This window comes from Streptomyces venezuelae, assembly GCF_008642275.1.
Classification (GTDB): Bacteria; Actinomycetota; Actinomycetes; order Streptomycetales; family Streptomycetaceae; genus Streptomyces; species Streptomyces venezuelae_E.
The window spans coordinates 6,099,370-6,115,862 of record NZ_CP029189.1; the positions used below are offsets into that span (position 1 = coordinate 6,099,370).

18 protein-coding genes are annotated in these 16,493 nt (G+C 73.7%); 16 read left to right on the forward strand and 2 right to left on the reverse strand.

The features are described 5' to 3' along the window. Positions 1-54: 54 nt before the first annotated feature. The 14 genes from DEJ51_RS27005 to DEJ51_RS27065 all read left to right on the forward strand — a co-directional run bounded on the left by DEJ51_RS27005 (position 55) and on the right by DEJ51_RS27065 (position 12,819). Complete coding sequence (locus DEJ51_RS27005) at positions 55-1,839, forward strand: nickel-dependent hydrogenase large subunit (RefSeq protein ID WP_150260186.1); 1,785 nt, start codon at positions 55-57, stop codon at positions 1,837-1,839. Beyond that, positions 1,836-2,369, forward strand: coding sequence for a hypothetical protein (locus DEJ51_RS27010; RefSeq protein ID WP_150260187.1), 534 nt, complete (start codon positions 1,836-1,838; stop codon positions 2,367-2,369). Before DEJ51_RS27005 ends, DEJ51_RS27010 begins: the two co-directional genes overlap by 4 nt. Then, positions 2,366-3,037: a DUF5947 family protein gene (locus tag DEJ51_RS27015; RefSeq protein ID WP_150260188.1), complete on the forward strand. Its 672-nt coding sequence runs from the start codon at positions 2,366-2,368 to the stop codon at positions 3,035-3,037. The genes DEJ51_RS27010 and DEJ51_RS27015 overlap by 4 nt, the downstream gene beginning before the upstream one ends. Further along, complete coding sequence (locus DEJ51_RS27020) at positions 3,034-3,738, forward strand: DUF6084 family protein (RefSeq protein ID WP_150260189.1); 705 nt, start codon at positions 3,034-3,036, stop codon at positions 3,736-3,738. The genes DEJ51_RS27015 and DEJ51_RS27020 overlap by 4 nt, the downstream gene beginning before the upstream one ends. Further along, entirely contained in the window at positions 3,735-5,159 is a 1,425-nt protein-coding gene (locus DEJ51_RS27025; protein ID WP_150260190.1) for a hypothetical protein, read from the forward strand. Before DEJ51_RS27020 ends, DEJ51_RS27025 begins: the two co-directional genes overlap by 4 nt. Next, the gene (locus DEJ51_RS27030) at positions 5,156-5,722 is read left to right on the forward strand and encodes a hydrogenase maturation protease (protein ID WP_150260191.1); all 567 of its coding nucleotides are present in this window, start codon (positions 5,156-5,158) and stop codon (positions 5,720-5,722) included. The genes DEJ51_RS27025 and DEJ51_RS27030 overlap by 4 nt, the downstream gene beginning before the upstream one ends. 10 nt (positions 5,723-5,732) lie before the next feature. Then, the gene (locus DEJ51_RS35885; protein WP_411757357.1) at positions 5,733-5,837 is read left to right on the forward strand and encodes a DUF6893 family small protein; all 105 of its coding nucleotides are present in this window, start codon (positions 5,733-5,735) and stop codon (positions 5,835-5,837) included. Between the two features lie 138 nt (positions 5,838-5,975). Then, positions 5,976-6,371 (forward strand): hydrogenase maturation nickel metallochaperone HypA, encoded by a 396-nt coding sequence (locus DEJ51_RS27035; RefSeq protein WP_150260192.1) that lies wholly within the window; start codon positions 5,976-5,978, stop codon positions 6,369-6,371. A 4-nt stretch (positions 6,372-6,375) separates the two neighbouring features. Further along, the gene (hypB, locus tag DEJ51_RS27040) at positions 6,376-7,233 is read left to right on the forward strand and encodes a hydrogenase nickel incorporation protein HypB (protein ID WP_150260193.1); all 858 of its coding nucleotides are present in this window, start codon (positions 6,376-6,378) and stop codon (positions 7,231-7,233) included. Next, positions 7,233-9,557, forward strand: coding sequence for a carbamoyltransferase HypF (gene hypF, locus DEJ51_RS27045; protein ID WP_150260194.1), 2,325 nt, complete (start codon positions 7,233-7,235; stop codon positions 9,555-9,557). The genes hypB and hypF overlap by 1 nt, the downstream gene beginning before the upstream one ends. 24 nt (positions 9,558-9,581) lie before the next feature. After that, positions 9,582-9,953 carry a HypC/HybG/HupF family hydrogenase formation chaperone gene (locus DEJ51_RS27050; protein WP_223835981.1) on the forward strand — a complete coding sequence of 124 codons (372 nt, stop codon included), beginning with the start codon at positions 9,582-9,584 and terminating at the stop codon, positions 9,951-9,953. After that, positions 9,950-11,110, forward strand: a complete 1,161-nt coding sequence (gene hypD / locus DEJ51_RS27055; RefSeq protein ID WP_150260195.1) for a hydrogenase formation protein HypD — start codon at positions 9,950-9,952, stop codon at positions 11,108-11,110. The genes DEJ51_RS27050 and hypD overlap by 4 nt, the downstream gene beginning before the upstream one ends. After that, positions 11,103-12,164: a hydrogenase expression/formation protein HypE gene (hypE, locus tag DEJ51_RS27060; RefSeq protein ID WP_150260196.1), complete on the forward strand. Its 1,062-nt coding sequence runs from the start codon at positions 11,103-11,105 to the stop codon at positions 12,162-12,164. The genes hypD and hypE overlap by 8 nt, the downstream gene beginning before the upstream one ends. Before the next feature lie 280 nt (positions 12,165-12,444). Beyond that, positions 12,445-12,819 (forward strand): hypothetical protein, encoded by a 375-nt coding sequence (locus DEJ51_RS27065; protein WP_190620663.1) that lies wholly within the window; start codon positions 12,445-12,447, stop codon positions 12,817-12,819. 3 nt (positions 12,820-12,822) lie between these two features. Here DEJ51_RS27065 and DEJ51_RS27070 read toward each other — a convergent pair whose 3' ends face one another. Beyond that, positions 12,823-14,079 (reverse strand): cation:proton antiporter, encoded by a 1,257-nt coding sequence (locus DEJ51_RS27070; protein ID WP_150260198.1) that lies wholly within the window; start codon positions 14,077-14,079, stop codon positions 12,823-12,825. Positions 14,080-14,085: 6 nt separating this feature from the next. After that, complete coding sequence (locus DEJ51_RS27075) at positions 14,086-14,556, reverse strand: cation:proton antiporter regulatory subunit (RefSeq protein WP_150260199.1); 471 nt, start codon at positions 14,554-14,556, stop codon at positions 14,086-14,088. 289 nt (positions 14,557-14,845) lie between these two features. Between DEJ51_RS27075 and DEJ51_RS27080 the strand changes: the two genes are divergently transcribed. Both DEJ51_RS27080 and DEJ51_RS27085 read left to right on the forward strand, forming a co-directional pair. Continuing rightward, on the forward strand, positions 14,846-15,820 hold the full coding sequence (locus DEJ51_RS27080) for a sensor histidine kinase (RefSeq protein WP_150260200.1): 975 nt from the start codon (positions 14,846-14,848) through the stop codon (positions 15,818-15,820). Continuing rightward, positions 15,817-16,482 carry a response regulator gene (locus DEJ51_RS27085; RefSeq protein WP_150260201.1) on the forward strand — a complete coding sequence of 222 codons (666 nt, stop codon included), beginning with the start codon at positions 15,817-15,819 and terminating at the stop codon, positions 16,480-16,482. Before DEJ51_RS27080 ends, DEJ51_RS27085 begins: the two co-directional genes overlap by 4 nt. Positions 16,483-16,493 lie beyond the last annotated feature (11 nt).

The window sequence follows — 16,493 nt, forward strand, 5'->3', positions numbered from 1 at the left end:
AAGCACCCCCCCCAAACTCCAGCCCCGCACCGAAGAAGGGTCACGGCAGAAACGATGACACCGCAGACGAAGGCAGCCGCGGACGGCAGCGGCCTGGTGGAGATGGCCTGGGATCCGATCACCCGGATCGTGGGCAGCCTCGGCATCCACACGAAGATCGACTTCAAGCAGAAGCGGGTCGCGGAGTGCTACAGCACCTCGTCGGTCTTCCGCGGGTACAGCGTCTTCATGCGCGGCAAGGACCCCCGCGACGCGCACTTCATCACCAGCCGCATCTGCGGCATCTGCGGTGACAACCACGCCACCTGCTCGGTGTACGCGCAGAACATGGCCTACGGGGTGAAGCCGCCCCACCTGGCCGAGTGGATCATCAACCTGGGCGAGTCCGCGGAGTACATGTTCGACCACAACATCTTCCAGGAGAACCTGGTCGGGGTCGACTACTGCGAGAAGATGGTCCGCGAGACCAACCCGGGCGTCCTGGAGCTCGCCGAGCGCACCCCCGCCCCGCACGCCGGCGAGCACGGCTACAAGACCATCGCCGACATCATGCGCTCCCTCAACCCCATCGAGGGCGAGTTCTACCGCGAGGCGCTCCAGGTCTCCCGCTACACGCGCGAGATGTTCTGCCTGATGGAGGGCCGCCACGTGCACCCCTCCACCCTCTACCCGGGCGGCGTCGGCACCATCGCCTCGGTCCAGCTCTTCACGGACTACATGAGCCGCCTCATGCGGTACTGCGAGTTCATGAAGAAGGTCGTCCCGCTCCACGACGACCTGTTCGACTTCTTCTACGAGGCCCTGCCCGGCTACGAGGAGGTCGGCCGCCGGCGCGTCCTCCTCGGCTGCTGGGGCGCCCTCAACGACCCCGAGTACTGCGACTTCACGTACGCCAACATGACCGACTGGGGACGGAAGATGTTCGTCACCCCGGGCGTGGTGGTGGACGGCAAGCTGGTCACCAACGACCTCACCGAGATCAACCTCGGCATCCGCATCCTGCTCGGCAGTTCGTACTACGACGACTGGCAGGGCCAGGAGCAGTTCGTCACCCACGACCCGCTCGGCAACCCGGTCGACCCGCGCCACCCGTGGAACCAGCACACCATCCCGGCCCCGCAGAAGCGCAACTTCGACGACAAGTACAGCTGGGTCATGTCCCCGCGCTGGTTCGACGGCAAGGACCACCTGGCCCTGGACACCGGCGGCGGCCCCATCGCCCGCCTGTGGTCCACCGCCCTGTCGGGCCTGGTCCACACCGACTACGTGCAGGCCACCGGCAACAGCGTCGTGATCACCCTGCCGCGCACCATGACCAAGCCCGAGACCCGCTTCGAGTGGAAGATCCCGAAGTGGAGCAACGCGCTCGAACGCAACCGCGCGCGCACCTACTTCCAGGCCTACGCGGCCGCCATCGCCCTGCACTGCGCCGAGAAGGGCCTCGCCGAGGTCCGTGCCGGGCGCACCCAGACCTGGGAGAAGTTCGAGGTCCCGGACGAGGGCCTCGGGGTCGGCTTCACCGAGGCCGTGCGCGGCGTGCTCTCGCACCACATGGTGATCCGCGACGGGAAGATCGCCAACTACCACCCGTACCCGCCGACCCCGTGGAACGCCAGCACCCGCGACACCTTCGGCACCCCCGGCCCCTACGAGGACGCGGTGCAGAACACCCCGATCTTCGAGGAGAACACCCCGGAGAACTTCAAGGGCATCGACATCATGCGCGCGGTCCGCAGCTTCGACCCGTGTCTGCCCTGCGGCGTCCACATGTACGTCGGTGGCGGCAAGACGGTCAAGACCATGCACGTGCCCACCGGTCTGAGCGGACTGGGCGGATGAGGGCCGCGATCGACGGGCCCCAGGCGGGGCGCCGCGTCGAGGAGGTCCTCGACCGGCTCGCCGCCACCGGCGACCGGGCGGCGTGCGAGGCGGCGGAGGAACTGGTGCGCGTCCTCATGGACTTCTACGGCGCCGGGCTCGCCCGGATCGTCGAGAAGGTCGGGGACGGCCCGCTCGCGCCGGTCTACGGCGACGAACTCGTGGCGAGCCTGCTCTCCCTGCACGGCCTGCACCCCGAGGACGTGCCCACCCGCATCGCCCGCGCCCTGGCCGCCCACGGCGAACCGATGGAGGTACTCGGCTTCGACGCCGGCACCGGCGTCCTGCGGCTGCGCCCGGCCGCCGCCTCCACCGGCTGCGGCTGCGGGTCGGGTTCCGGCGGCCGCGCCGACGCCGGACGGACGCTGGAGGACACCCTGACCTGCTTCGCCCCCGAGGTGACGAGCGTGGAGCGGGAGCCGGCCGCGGCCCCCGCCCCCGCCCTGCTGCAGATCGGCACCCGGCCCCCGAGCCCGGCGCGGGTGCCGTGAGCGGGCCCGGTCTCCTCCACGACGGCCCGCGCGCCCCGCGCGGGCTGCGCCGGTTCGCGGGCCCGCGCCCGCCCCGCCCCGAGACCTGCGAGTTGTGCGGGGCCGCCGTGCGCCCCGACGGCCACCGCCACCTGGTGCAGACCGAACAGCGCGCCCTGCTCTGCGCCTGCACCGCCTGCGCCCTGCTGTTCGACCGGCCGGGCGCGGCCACCGGCCGGCTGCGGGCCGTACCGGACCGCTACCTCACCGACCCCGCCCACCGCCTCGACGACGGTGCCTGGGAACACCTCCAGATCCCGGTCGGCGTCGCGTTCTTCTTCCGCAACGCCGCCCTCGACCGGCTGGTCGCCCTCTACCCGAGCCCGGCCGGAGCCACCGAGAGCGAACTCGACCCCGAGACCTGGCAGACCGTACTCGGCGGCGGCCGGCTGGCCGCGCTCCTGGAACCCGACGTCGAAGCGCTGCTGCTGCGCCGCTCGGAGGGCCGAACCGACTGCCACCTGGTGCCGATCGACATCTGCTACGAACTGGTGGGGCGGATGCGGCTGCTGTGGCAGGGCTTCGACGGCGGTGCGGAGGCCCGGGCCGCCCTGGACGCCTTCTTCGCGCAGGTGGAACGACGGGCCAGGGCCCTGCCCGGCACGGCCGACGAGGACGGGATCCGATGACGGAATTCGCCTTCACCTGCACCGGGGTCCGCGCCGACCCGTACGCCGCCGGCCCCACCCTCGTCTTCCGGCTGCGGATCACCGCGGCCGGGGACGCCCGGGTGCACGCCATCGCCCTGCGCTGCCAGATCCGCATCGAACCGGCGCGGCGCGGCTACGGCCCCGCCGAGGCCGAGGGGCTCGTGGACCTGTTCGGCGAGCGCTCCCGCTGGGGCAACACCCTCCAGCCCGTGCAGTTCGCCCAGGTCTCCGTCATGATCCCGAGCTTCACCGGGGAAACCGAGACCGACCTCGTCGTGCCCTGCACCTACGACATGGACATCGCCGCCACCCGGTACTTCGAAGCCCTGGCGGAGGGCGAGGTGCCGCTGCTGATGCTGTTCTCCGGCACCGCCTTCACCGGTGACGCCGGCTTCCGCGTCGAACCGGTGCCCTGGGACCGCGAAGCCGCGTACCGGATGCCCGTGGCCGTGTGGCGCGAGATGATCGAGCAGCACTTCCCCGGCTGCGGCTGGCTGCGGCTGCCCCGCGACACCATGGACGAGCTGCTCGCCTTCCGCTCCCGCCACGCCCTCGCCTCGTGGGAGGCGACCGTACGGGCCCTGCTCGACGCCGCCGGCCCGCCGCGCCCGCAGGACCCCCCGGGTCCCGTCCGGCTGGGCGCGATCCTGCCGCGCCTCACCGAGGGGGCGGCCCCGTGACCACGACGACCACCACCCACTCCCGCTTCGAGACCGCCCGGCAGGTGGCCGACGCGGTCCTGCTGGAGGGGTACGTGCTCTACCCCTACCGGGCCTCCGCCGCGAAGAACCGGCTGCGCTGGCAGTTCGGCGTCCTCGTGCCCCCGGCCTGGGGCGCCGCCCACGAGGAGCACGTCTTCCAGCAGACCGAGATCCTGATGGAACCGCGGGGCACGGCGACCCTCGCCCTGGAACTGCGGTTCCTGCACGCACAGCGGCGCACGGTCCAACAGGCCTCGGACGACGGCGGTTTCACCGAGGTCCCGGAACTGCACCTGGCCGACCGGGTCCTCGTGCCCTGGGACGAGGGTGCCGAGGAACGGGTCGAGGTGACCGTCCCCGTCGCCGACCTGCTGGGCGAAGGCGGCGTCACCTTCCCCTTCCGGCGTCCAGCCCGCGTCGACCCCGAGCCCGTCCTCGACACGGACGGGCGTACGGTGGGCCGCCTGGTCCGCCGGACCGGGGAGATCGAGGGGGTGCTGCGGCTGCACGCCACCGAACTGCCCGGCGCCTACCGCGTGTTCAGGCTCCGGGCAGTGGTGGAGAACACCAGCCCGTGGACACCGCCGCCCGGGACCGGACCCGCCGGCCGCGAGGCCGCCCTGCCCCACTCGCTGGTCGCCGCCCACCTGCTGCTGGGCCTGGACAGCGGATCGTTCCTGTCCATGACCGACCCGCCCGAATGGGCCAGGCAGGCGGTGGCCGCCTGCGAGAACCGCCACACCTGGCCGGTGCTCGCGGGCGAACCCGGCCGCGCCGACGTCGTCCTGTCCTCCCCGATCATCCTGGAGGACCACCCGGCCATCGCCCCCGAGAGCGCGGGCGCCATGTACGACGCCCTGGAGATCGACGAGATCCTCGCCCTGCGCACGGCCGCCCTGACCGAACAGGAGAAGCGGGAGGCGCGCGGCACGGACCCCCGGGCCGCCGCCGTGATCGACCTCGCCGACTCCATGCCCCCCGAGGTGCTCGAACGGCTGCACGGCGCGGTACGCGCCCTGCGCGAGGTCACCGGCCCCGAGCAGCCGCCGCTCCTCGCCGAACTCCCTTCCGAGGAGGCGGTGTTCCGGCCCGACACTCCCTGGTGGGACCCGGCCCGCGCGGACACCGCCGACCCGGCCCGCGACCGGATCACCGTCGACGGCGCCCCGGTGGGCCCCGGCAGCCGCGTCCGGCTGCGCCCGGGACTGCGCCGCACCGACGCCCAGGACCTGTTCCTCCAGGGCCGCACCGCGCTGGTCGAGGCGGTGCTGCACGACGTCGACGGGGGAGTGCACCTCGCCGTCACCGTGGAGGACGACCCGGGCGCGGACATCCGGCGGGAACAGGGCAGGTTCCTCTACTTCCAGCCCGACGAGGTCACCCCCCTGGAGGACGCGTGAACGGCCGGGTCCTGGTCGCGGGCATCGGCAACGTCTTCCTCGGTGACGACGGCTTCGGCGTCGAGACCGTGCGGGCACTGGCCGAGCACCCCCTGCCCGACGGGGTCGAGGTGGTGGACTTCGGCGTACGCGGCGTCCACCTGGCCTACCAGCTGCTCGACGGCTACGACACGCTCGTGCTGGTCGACGCCACCGCACGCGGCGGCGCGCCGGGCACGCTGTACCTCATCGAGGTCGACGGCGGCGCGGGCACGGGCACGGGCGCGGGCCCGGCCGGCGCCGGGGAACCGCCGCCGCCCGCCCTCGACGGCCACCAGATGTCCCCCGACACCGTCCTCGCCCTGCTGGACACCCTGTGCGCCGGGACGGGTGCCACCCCGCCCCGGCGCACCCTCGTCCTCGGCTGCGAACCGGCCGCCGTCGAGGAGGGCATCGGACTGAGCGCACCCGTGACCGCCGCAGTACCCGAGGCCGTACGCACGGCCCTGGACCTGATCCACGGCCGGCCGCACGACGCAACCGACCGGCCTCGCCCGGAACCGTCCGGCCTCGCCGCGAACTGAGGAGAACCCCATGAAGAAGGCCGTCATCGGCGGGGCCGCGATCGCCGCCATCACCGCCGTCCTGCTGCAGTTCGTCCCCGACATCCGCCGCTACCTGCGCATGCGCCGGATGTGACACCGGCGCGGGCGCCGCCGTGGACGCGGGTGCGGACACGGGCGCCCGAATGGCGTACGGGGCGCGGCGCGCACCGGCGTGCCCGCCCGCACGGACCCCGTCCCGCCGGTTCAATGAGCCCCGGCAGGACGGAGTCCGATGCACGAGATGTCGATCGCCATGGCCGTCGTGGGCCAGGTGGAAGAGGCGGCCCGGGCGGGCGGCGCACAAGCCGTCACCTCCGTACGGCTGCGGGTCGGTGAGCTGGCCGGGGTGGTCCCCGACGCGCTGGCCTTCTGTTTCGGACTGGCCTGCGCCGGAACGGTCCTCGAAGGCGCGGAACTCGTCACGGAGTCCGTGCCGGGCCGCGCCCGCTGCGGCTCCTGCCCCGGCAGCTGGGCGGTGGGCATGCCCCCCGAACTGTGCTGCCCCGGATGCGGCAGGGCCACCGGAGTGGAACTGCTGTCGGGCCGTGAGCTGGAGATCCTCAGCGTGCGCTGGGAGGACGGCCCCGCCGGTGCCCGTACCCGCGAACCGATTCCCGAGGAGGCCTGAACCCATGTGCCGAGTGGTCGATCTGCGGCAGGCGGTGCTCGCCAAGAACGACGAAGCCGCCCAGGTCCTGCGCACCGAACTCACCGCCCGCGGAACGACCGTGGTCAACCTGCTCTCCAGCCCCGGCAGTGGCAAGACGGCGCTGCTGGAGCGCGAACTGCTCCTCGCGCGGCAGCGCGGCGTGCCCGTGGCCGCGCTGACGGCCGACCTGGCCACCGAGAACGACGCGCTGCGGCTGGCCCGTTCGGGCGTACCGGTCAAACAGGTCCTCACCGACGGGCTGTGCCACCTGGAGGCCGCGATGCTCGGCCGGCACCTGGACGGCTGGCTGCCCGGGGACACCCGGCTGCTCTTCGTGGAGAACGTGGGCAACCTGGTCTGCCCGGCCGGCTACGACCTGGGGGAGTCGCTGAGGGTGGTGCTCGCCTCCGTGACCGAGGGCGAGGACAAGCCGCTGAAGTACCCGACCGCCTTCGGGCTGGCCCAGCTGGTGGTGGTCACCAAGACCGACATCGCGGAAGCCGTCGAGTTCGACGAGGCCGCCTTCCGCGCCAACGTCGAGCAGGTCAATCCGGGTGTGGAGGTGGTGCTCACCTCGGCACGCGCGGGCGAGGGCCTGGGCGTCCTGCTCGACCGGGCGCTGGCCGCCGGGTCGGGGGAGGGCACGCACACACCGGTGATGGCCGGCCGGCAGCACGCGCACGGCCACGGCCACAGTCACGGTCATGACCACGACCACGACCACGACCACGAGCACGACCACGAGCACGAGCACGAGCACGCTCACGACCACGACCACGACCACGACGAGGACCACGACCACCAGCACCCGCACCTCCACACGGTCGCGCAGACCCGCTGATGGAAGCGGTGCAACGGCGCCGGGTCACCGTCCGGGGCGTGGTCCAGGGCGTCGGCTTCCGGCCCTACGTCTACACCCGCGCGACGGGGCTGGGCCTCGCCGGGCACGTCACCAACACCCCCGAGGGCGTCGTCGCGGAGGTCGAGGGCGCCCCGTCGGCGGTGTCGCGGTTCTGCGAACGGCTCGCGGCGGACGCACCCCCGCTGGCCGTCGTCGACGCCGTCGACCACTGGGAGGTCCCCGTCGCGGGCGGCACCGGATTCACCATCGTCGCCTCCCGGACCGGCGGCCCCGCCCGCACGCTCGTCTCCCCGGACGTGGCCACCTGCGCCGACTGCCTTGCCGAGCTGGCCGACCCGGCCGACCGGCGCCACCGGCACCCCTTCATCACCTGCACCCACTGCGGGCCGCGCTTCACCATCGTCACCGGGCTGCCGTACGACCGCGCCCACACCACCATGGCCGCCTTCCCCCTGTGCCCCGACTGCGCCCGGGAGTACGGCGACCCGGCCGACCGCCGCTTCCACGCCCAGCCGGTCGCCTGCCCGGCCTGTGGCCCCCGCCTCCGGCTGCTCACCGGACGGCCGCCCCGCGAGAGCACCGGCCCGGACCCGGTCGCCGAGGCCCGCCGGCTCCTGGCGGACGGCGCGATCCTCGCCGTCAAGGGCCTGGGCGGCTACCACCTGGCCTGCGACGCCACCCACCCGGGCGCCGTCGCCGAGCTGCGCCGGCGCAAGGCCCGCGGGGACAAGCCCTTCGCCCTGATGGCCCGGGACCTCGCCGAAGCCGAGCGGTTCGCGCACATCGGCCCCGAGGAACGGCGGCTGCTCACGGGCGGCGTGCGGCCCATCGTGCTGCTCCGCCGCCGACCGGGCGCGGACGGCCCGGACGGGGTCGCGCCCGGCTGTCCCGACCTCGGCGTGATGCTCCCGTACACCCCCGTCCACCACCTGCTGCTCGGCCTGCCCGGGGACCCGCCCGGACCCCGGCTGCTCGTCATGACCAGCGGGAACCTCGCGGGAGAGCCCATCGTCACCGACGACGCCGAGGCCCTGGACCGGCTCGCCGGCCTCGCCGACGCCTGGCTCACGCACGACCGCCCCATCCACGTGCCGTGCGACGACTCCGTGGTGCGGGTGTGCGACGGCGAGACACTGACCGTACGCCGCTCGCGCGGGTACGCCCCGCTCCCGCTGGCCCTGCCGGTGCCCGTGCCCGCGACCCTCGCCGCGGGCGGGGACCTGAAGAACACCTTCTGCCTCGGTGCAGGGCGCCAGGCCTGGCTGTCCGCGCACATCGGCGACATGGACGACCTCGCCACCCAGTACGCCCTCGAAGGCGCCGAGCGGCAGCTGGAGTCCATCACCGGCGTGACCCCCGTGCTGCTCGCCGCCGACCGGCACCCCGGCTACCGCTCCACCCGGTGGGCGGAGCGCGCCGCGGGCGCCCGGCCGCTCGTCCGCGTCCAGCACCACCACGCGCACATCGCCTCCACCCTGGCGGAGCACGGCCGGGGCGCCGGCCGCCCGGTGATCGGGGTCGCCTTCGACGGCACCGGCTACGGCGACGACGGCGCCGTGTGGGGCGGTGAGGTCCTCCTGGCCGACTACGCCGGGTTCACCCGCTTCGCCCACCTCGCCTACGTCCCGCTGCCGGGCGGCGACGCGGCCGTGCACCGCCCGTACCGCATGGCGCTGTCCCATCTGCGGGCCGCCGGCATCGACCGGACCCCCGAGCTGCCCTGCACGGCCGCCTGCCCGCCGGGAGAACTCGCGCTGCTGGAGCGCCAGCTGGAACGGGGACTGAACTGCGTCCCGACCTCCAGCATGGGCCGCCTCTTCGACGCCGTCTCCTCCCTGGCCGGCATCTGCCACCTGGCGGGCTACGAGGCGCAGGCCGCCATCGAACTGGAGGGCGCCGCCCTGGGCACGCCCGAAGCCGATCCCGGACCCGGCTACGCCTTCGGCCTCCGAGCGAGCACCGACCCCGACGGCGGTCCGGTCACCGCCGATCCGGCGCCCGTCCTGGCCGCCGTGGTGGCGGACGTCCGCGCCGGCACGGACCCGGCGCTGATCGCCGCCCGCTTCCACACCGCCGTCGCCGACCTTGTCGCCGCGCTCTGCGCGCTCGCGCGCGAGCGCCACGGCCTGGACACGGTCGCCCTGACCGGCGGGGTCTTCGCCAACACCCTGCTCTCCTCGGCGTGCGCCCGGCGCCTCGGCGCCGCCGGATTCACCGTCCTGCGGCACAGCCGGGTCCCCCCGAACGACGGCGGGCTCTCCCTCGGCCAGCTCCTGGTGGCCGCTGCGCAGCACACCCCCTGACACACCCACAGCAAGGAGAAACCCATGTGCCTGGCGGTGCCCGGCAGAGTGCTCGACATCGGGGAGAAGGACGGCACCCGCATGGCCACCGTCGACTTCGGCGGTGTGCAGAAGGAAGTGTGCCTGGAGTATCTGCCCGACCTCCAGGTGGGCGAGTACGCCATCGTCCACGTGGGCTTCGCCCTCCAGCGCCTCGACGAGGAGTCGGCCAGGCAGACCCTCGAACTCTTCGAGCAACTAGGCATGCTCCAGGAGGAGTTCGGCGATCCCTGGGAGCAGGCCGCCGCGGCCGGCGGCGAACCGTGGCCCTTCGCCGACGATCCCGCACCCGTTCCGGGTCCCGGCCCGGAACCCGCGCCCGCCCTCGCCGCACCGCAGGAGGAAGTCCAGCCGTGAAGTACATCGAGGAGTTCCAGGACCCCGCCCTCGCCCGCCGGCTTCTGGACGACATCCACGCCACCGTGACCCGCCCGTGGGCCCTGATGGAGGTCTGCGGCGGCCAGACCCACACCATCATCCGGCACGGGATCGACCAACTCCTGCCGTCACAGGTGGAGTTGATCCACGGGCCGGGCTGTCCGGTGTGCGTCACCCCGCTGGAGGTCATCGACAAGGCGCTGGAGATCGCCTCCCGGCCCGATGTGATCTTCTGCTCCTTCGGGGACATGCTCCGGGTGCCCGGGACCGGTCGCGACCTGTTCCAGGTGCGCAGCGAGGGCGGCGACGTACGCGTCGTCTACTCCCCGCTCGACGCCCTGCGGATCGCCCAGGAGAATCCGAAGCGCCAGGTGGTGTTCTTCGGCATCGGCTTCGAGACCACGGCGCCGCCCAACGCCATGACGGTCCACCAGGCGAAGAAGCTGGGCATCCCCAACTTCAGCCTGCTGGTCTCCCACGTCCGGGTTCCCCCGGCGATCGAGGCGATCATGCAGTCGCCGAGCTGCCGGGTCCAGGGGTTCCTCGCCGCCGGGCACGTGTGCAGCGTGATGGGCGTGCGCGAGTACCCCGAACTGGCGGCCCGCCACCGGGTGCCGATCGTGGTGACGGGTTTCGAGCCGCTCGACATCCTGGAGGGCGTGCGCCGGGCCGTGCGGCAGCTGGAACGCGGCGAACACACGGTCGACAACGCCTACGCCCGAGCCGTGCGTCCCGAGGGCAACCCGGCCGCCCTCGCCATGCTGGAGGACGTCTTCGAGGTCACCGACCGGGCCTGGCGGGGCATCGGCGTCATCCCCGACAGCGGCTGGCGGCTGTCCGAGCGCTACCGCGACTTCGACGCCGAGCACCGCTTCTCGGTCACCGGCATCAACACCCGCGAACCGGCCGAGTGCCGCAGCGGCGAGGTGCTCCAGGGACTGCTCAAACCGCACGAGTGCGAGGCCTTCGGCACCCTGTGCACCCCGCGCAGCCCGCTCGGCGCCACCATGGTCTCCAGCGAGGGCGCCTGCGCCGCGTACTACCTCTACCGGAGGCTGGAACTGGGCGCGGTGCCCGCCGCCGCGACCGCCCCGACCGCTGCGAGCGCCCCGCTGGAGGCGAGCCCCGTTGTCTGACACCGCACTCGACATCACGGGCTGGACCTGCCCGGCCCCGCTGCGCGACCGCCCCCGTGTGGTCATGGGGCACGGCGGCGGGGGCGCCCTCTCCGCCGAGCTCGTCCAGCACCTCTTCGCCCCCGCCTTCGGCGGTGACGTGCTCGCCCAGCTCGGGGACTCCGCTGCCGTCTCCCTGGGCGGGGTCCGGCTGGCCTTCTCCACCGACTCCTACGTCGTGCGGCCGCTGTTCTTCCCCGGCGGCTCCATCGGCGACCTCGCGGTCAACGGCACGGTCAACGACCTGGCCATGAGCGGCGCCGAAGCGGCGTACCTCTCCTGCGGGTTCATCCTGGAGGAGGGCGTCGAGCTGCCGGTGGTGGCGCGCGTGGCCGAGGCCATGGGCGCGGCCGCCCGCGCCGCGGGCGTGGAGATCGCGACCGGCGACACCAAGGTCGTGGAGGCGGGCCACGGGGACGGCATCTACGTCAACACCGCGGGCATCGGGATCATCCCCGACGGGGTGGACCTGCGCCCGCAGCGCGTCGTACCCGGTGACGTCGTCATCGTCAGCGGTGAGATCGGGCTCCACGGCGTGGCGATCATGAGCGTCCGCGAGGGGCTCGAATTCGGGGTCGACATCCAGAGCGACTGCGCGGCCCTGGGCGGCCTCGTACGGACCATGCTCGCGGTCACCCCGGACCTCCATGTCCTGCGCGACCCCACCCGGGGCGGCCTGGCCGCCGCCCTGAACGAGATCGCGGCCGCCTCGGGCACCGGTGTCGTCGTCGACGAGGGCCGCGTCCCGGTCCCGGCGCCCGTCGCGAACGCCTGCGCGATCCTCGGGCTCGACCCGCTCTACGTGGCCAACGAGGGCAAGCTGGTCGCCTTCGTGCCCCGCGAGCACGCAGACGCCGTCCTCGACGCCATGCGCGCCCATCCGCTGGGCCGTCACGCGGCGGTGATCGGTGAGGCGGTCGACGCCCATCCGGGCCTGGTCGTGGCCCGCACCGCCCTCGGCGGCACCCGCGTGGTCGACCTGCCGATCGGGGAGCAGCTGCCGCGCATCTGCTGACCGGCGCCCGAGATGGGTGCCGGCCCCGATGCGCGGCGGCGGCGGGCCGCGGGAAGCTGGAGGCGTCCGCGAAGTCCCCTCCCGGCCCCCGCCGGGAGGCCCCCCGGGGGCCACGGCGCAGGGCGCACGGCGCGCCACGCACTCCGCGGCGCCGGTGCCCGGACACGCCCCGGACGATGAACACCACCTGCGCTCCGCCGGCGTTGACGCGGAGCTGTTCGGGCCCTCGGCGACGGCCGGCCCCTTCGCCCGCGCCCGGCCGACGGAAAGGAGCGGGGCCATGCCGCGATCCGACGACGCGAGGACCACCCGTCCCGGAGACCCGGCCGGGAACGAGGGCCCGGTACCGGGCGCGCGCCCCGGCGAAGGGCGCCCGCACGGCTACCGGCACCGGCACCCGCACGGCCACCGACACCGGCACGGCCACCGGCACCGGCACGGCCACCGGCACCGGCACGGTCACCGGTCCGGTGCGTACCGCCGGGCCGGCGCGTGGCTGGCCGTGGCCCTGGGGGTCTGGGCCGCGGTGGCCGGGGCCACCCTGCCCAACGGGCTCGTCCTGGCGGCGGGCCTCGTCGTGGCCGCTCTCGCGGTGAACAGGCTGGGGGCGGAGCCCCGTACGCCTCGCCGGGCCAAGCCCATGGCCCCTCCCTGACCGCTACGGCCGCCCGGCGGGATCCTGGTCGGGAGCCGGCTCCGCGGCGGCCTCCGGCGACCTCGCGGGGGAGGGGACGGCCGCGAGCAGCGGGGTGTCCACGGCGCGCCGCGCCCGGAACCGGGCGGCCAGCGGCTCCGTGTAGCGGGCGGTGAGCGGGCCGATCACCACGAGGATGAGCACGTAGGCGGTGGCCAGCGGCCCGAGAGCCGGTTCGATGCCCGCGGTGACGGCGAGACCGGCGATCACGATGGAGAACTCGCCGCGGGCGACGAGGGTCCCGCCGGCCCGCCAGCGGCCCTTGACCCCGACCCCGGCGCGCTTGGCGGCCCAGTACCCGGTGGCGATCTTCGTGCCGGCGGTGACCAGGGCCAGCGCGAGCGCCGGCAGCAGCACGGGCGGGATGCTCGCCGGGTCGGTGTGCAGGCCGAAGAAGACGAAGAACACCGCGGCGAACAGGTCCCGGAGCGGGCTGAGCAGGGTGTGCGTGCCCTCGGCCACCTCACCCGACAGGGCGATGCCGACCAGGAACGCGCCGACCGCGGCGGACACCTGCAACTGCTGGGCGATGCCCGCGACCAGCAGCGTCAGGCCGAGGACGACCAGGAGCAGCTTCTCCGGGTCGTCGCTGGACACGAACCGGGAGATGAGCCGGCCGTAGCGGACGGCGACGAACAGCACCGCGCCCGCCACCCCGAGGGCGATCGCCAGGGTCAGGCTGCCCGCCGCCAGACCGACCCCGGCCAGCAGCGCGGTGACGATGGGCAGATAGACCGCCATCGCCAGGTCCTCCAGGACCAGGACGCTGAGGATCACCGGGGTCTCACGGTTGCCGAGCCGCCCCAGGTCGCCCATCACCTTGGCGATGACACCGGAGGAGGAGATCCAGGTGACCCCCGCCAGGACCACCGCGGCCACCGGCCCCCAGCCCATCAGCAGCGCGGCGACCGCACCGGGTACGGCGTTCAGGGTGAAGTCGACCAGCCCGGCCGGGTACTGGGTACGCAGGTTGGAGACCAGGTCCGTGGCCGTGTACTCCAGCCCCAGCATCAGCAGCAGCAGGATGACGCCGATCTCGGCGCCGATCGCCACGAACTCCTCGCTCGCGCCCATCGGCAGCAGTCCGCCCGTGCCGAAGGCCAGACCGGCCAGCAGGTACAGGGGGATCGGGGAGAAGCGGAAACGTCCGGCGAGCCTGCCCAGCAGGCCCAGGCCCAGGATGATCGCACCGAACTCGATCAGGAAGACGGCGGAGTGCACAGGCGATCACTCCCGTCCGAGTATGGAGGCGGCCGCGTCGACGCCCTCGCGGGTGCCGATCACGATGAGGGTGTCCCCGCCGGCCAGGCGGAAGTCGGGTGCGGGGGAGGGGCGGGCCTCGGCCCGGCGCAGCACCGCCACGATCGAGACCCCGGTCTCCGTCCGCATCCGGGTCTCGCCCAGCAGCCGGCCGTTCCAGTACGAGTGCGCGGACAGCTCGATGCGTTCGGCGACCAGCCCGAGGTCGGTGGTGTGCAGCAGGTTGGGGCTGTGGTGGGCGGGCATCAGGGCGTCGATCAGCGAGGTGGTCTCCGCCGCGGTCAGGTGCAGGGACTGGGCACACGCGTCGGGATCGTCGGCGCGGTAGATGTTCACCGTACGGGTCCCGTCGCGGTGGGCGATCACCGACAGGTGGCGGTGCTCGCGGGTGGTGAGGTCGTACTGGACCCCGATGCCGGGCAGTGGCGTGGTGCTCATCCGTGGAGCAGGCACAGCTCTGTCCCCCCTTGCTTCGTGTTCGGCGGTGGTGCGGCGCGGCGGCGGAAGGCGGCTCCCGGCCCCCGCGCGGGCTCATGGTGCCATCTCGCGCAGGGCGCGGGATATGGGTGTCGGCACGGATGGACAAGCGCCCCCGGCGGCCGACAGGCTGAAGCGGGGACACAGCTCCCACCGCAGGTCACCACAGGTGTGGGAGCGTATCGGCGGGGATAGTGGAAGTGAGCGGTCCGCCGGAGCGGCGGATCCCGGAACGAGCGGAGGGACGCCCGTGTCGCTGTACTGGCGGATCTTCCTGCTCAACGCGGCCGTCCTCGTCACCGCCGTCCTGCTGCTGTTCGGCCCGGTCACCGTCTCCACCCCGGTCCTCTTCGGCGAGGCCGTGGTGCTGCTCGCCGGGCTGGCCGCCATGCTGATCGCCAACGCCGCCCTGCTCCGCATCGGTCTGGCACCGCTCGGCCGGCTGACCCGCGCGATGAGCGCCGTGGACCTGCTGCGGCCCGGCGGCCGGGCCCGGGTGGAAGGCCCCGCCGAAGTGGCCGAGCTGACCACCTCCTTCAACGCCATGCTGGGCCGGCTGGAGGCCGAGCGGGCCGGCAGCAGCGCCCGCGCCCTCTCCGCGCAGGAGGCCGAACGACGGCGCATCGCCCAGGAACTCCACGACGAGGTCGGCCAGACCCTCACCGCGGTCCTGCTCCAGCTCAAGCACGCCGCCGACCGCGCCCCGGCCCCCTTGCGGGAGGAACTCCGCCAGGTGCAGGAGACGACCCGCACCAGCCTGGACGAGATCCGCCGCATCGCCCGCAGGCTGCGCCCGGGGGTCCTGGAGGAGCTCGGGCTGCACAGCGCCGTGCGCGCGCTGACGGCCGAGTTCACCAGCGGGTCGCTGACCGTACGGCACGTCATCGGCCCCCAGGTACCCCCGCTGGACGAAGCGGCGGAACTCGTCGTCTACCGGGTCGCCCAGGAGGCCCTGACCAACGCCGCCCGGCACGCGGGCGCGAGCGAGGTCGAGGTACACCTGTCGGCCCGGCCCGGCGGGGCGGTCCGGCTGCTGGTACGGGACGACGGCCGGGGCATCGGCTCCGCGGCCGAGGGCGCGGGGATCCAGGGCATGCGGGAACGGGCCCTGCTGATCGGCGCGGACCTCACCCTCGGGAGCGGCCCGCAGGGCGGCACCGACGTACGGCTGGACGTACCGGCCCCGACCACCGCCGCCATCGCGACCACGGAGGGCACGAGTTGACCACACCGCAAAGGCCGCCGACCCGTGTCCTGCTCGCCGACGACCATGCCCTCGTACGGCGCGGGGTCCGGCTCATCCTCGACGCCGAACCGGACCTCACGGTGGTCGCCGAGGCCGGGGACGGGGCGGAGGCCGTCGCCCTGGCCCGGTCCGGGGAGGTGGACCTCGCCGTCCTCGACGTCGCCATGCCCCGGATGACCGGCCTGCAGGCCGCACGGGAACTCTCGCGGCTGCGGCCGGAGCTGCGCATCCTCATCCTGACCATGTACGACAACGAGCAGTACTTCTTCGAGGCGCTCAAGGCGGGGGCCGCCGGCTACGTCCCCAAGTCGGTCGCCGACCGCGACCTGGTCGAGGCGTGCCGGGCGGCGATCCGGGACGAGCCGTTCATCTACCCGGGCGCCGAGACCACCCTCATCCGCAACTACCTGGACCGGGCGCGCCAGGGCGATCCGCTGCCCGCCCGGGCGATCACCGAGCGCGAGGAGGAGATCCTCAAGCTCGTCGCGGAAGGCCACTCCTCGAAGGAGATCGGCGACCTCCTCGTCATCAGCGCCAAGACGGTGGAGCGCCACCGCGCCAACCTGCTCCAGAAGCTGGGGATGCGCGACCGGCTGGAGCTGACGCGGTACGCGATCCGGGTCGGGCTCATCGAGCCGTAGCAGGCCGTGGC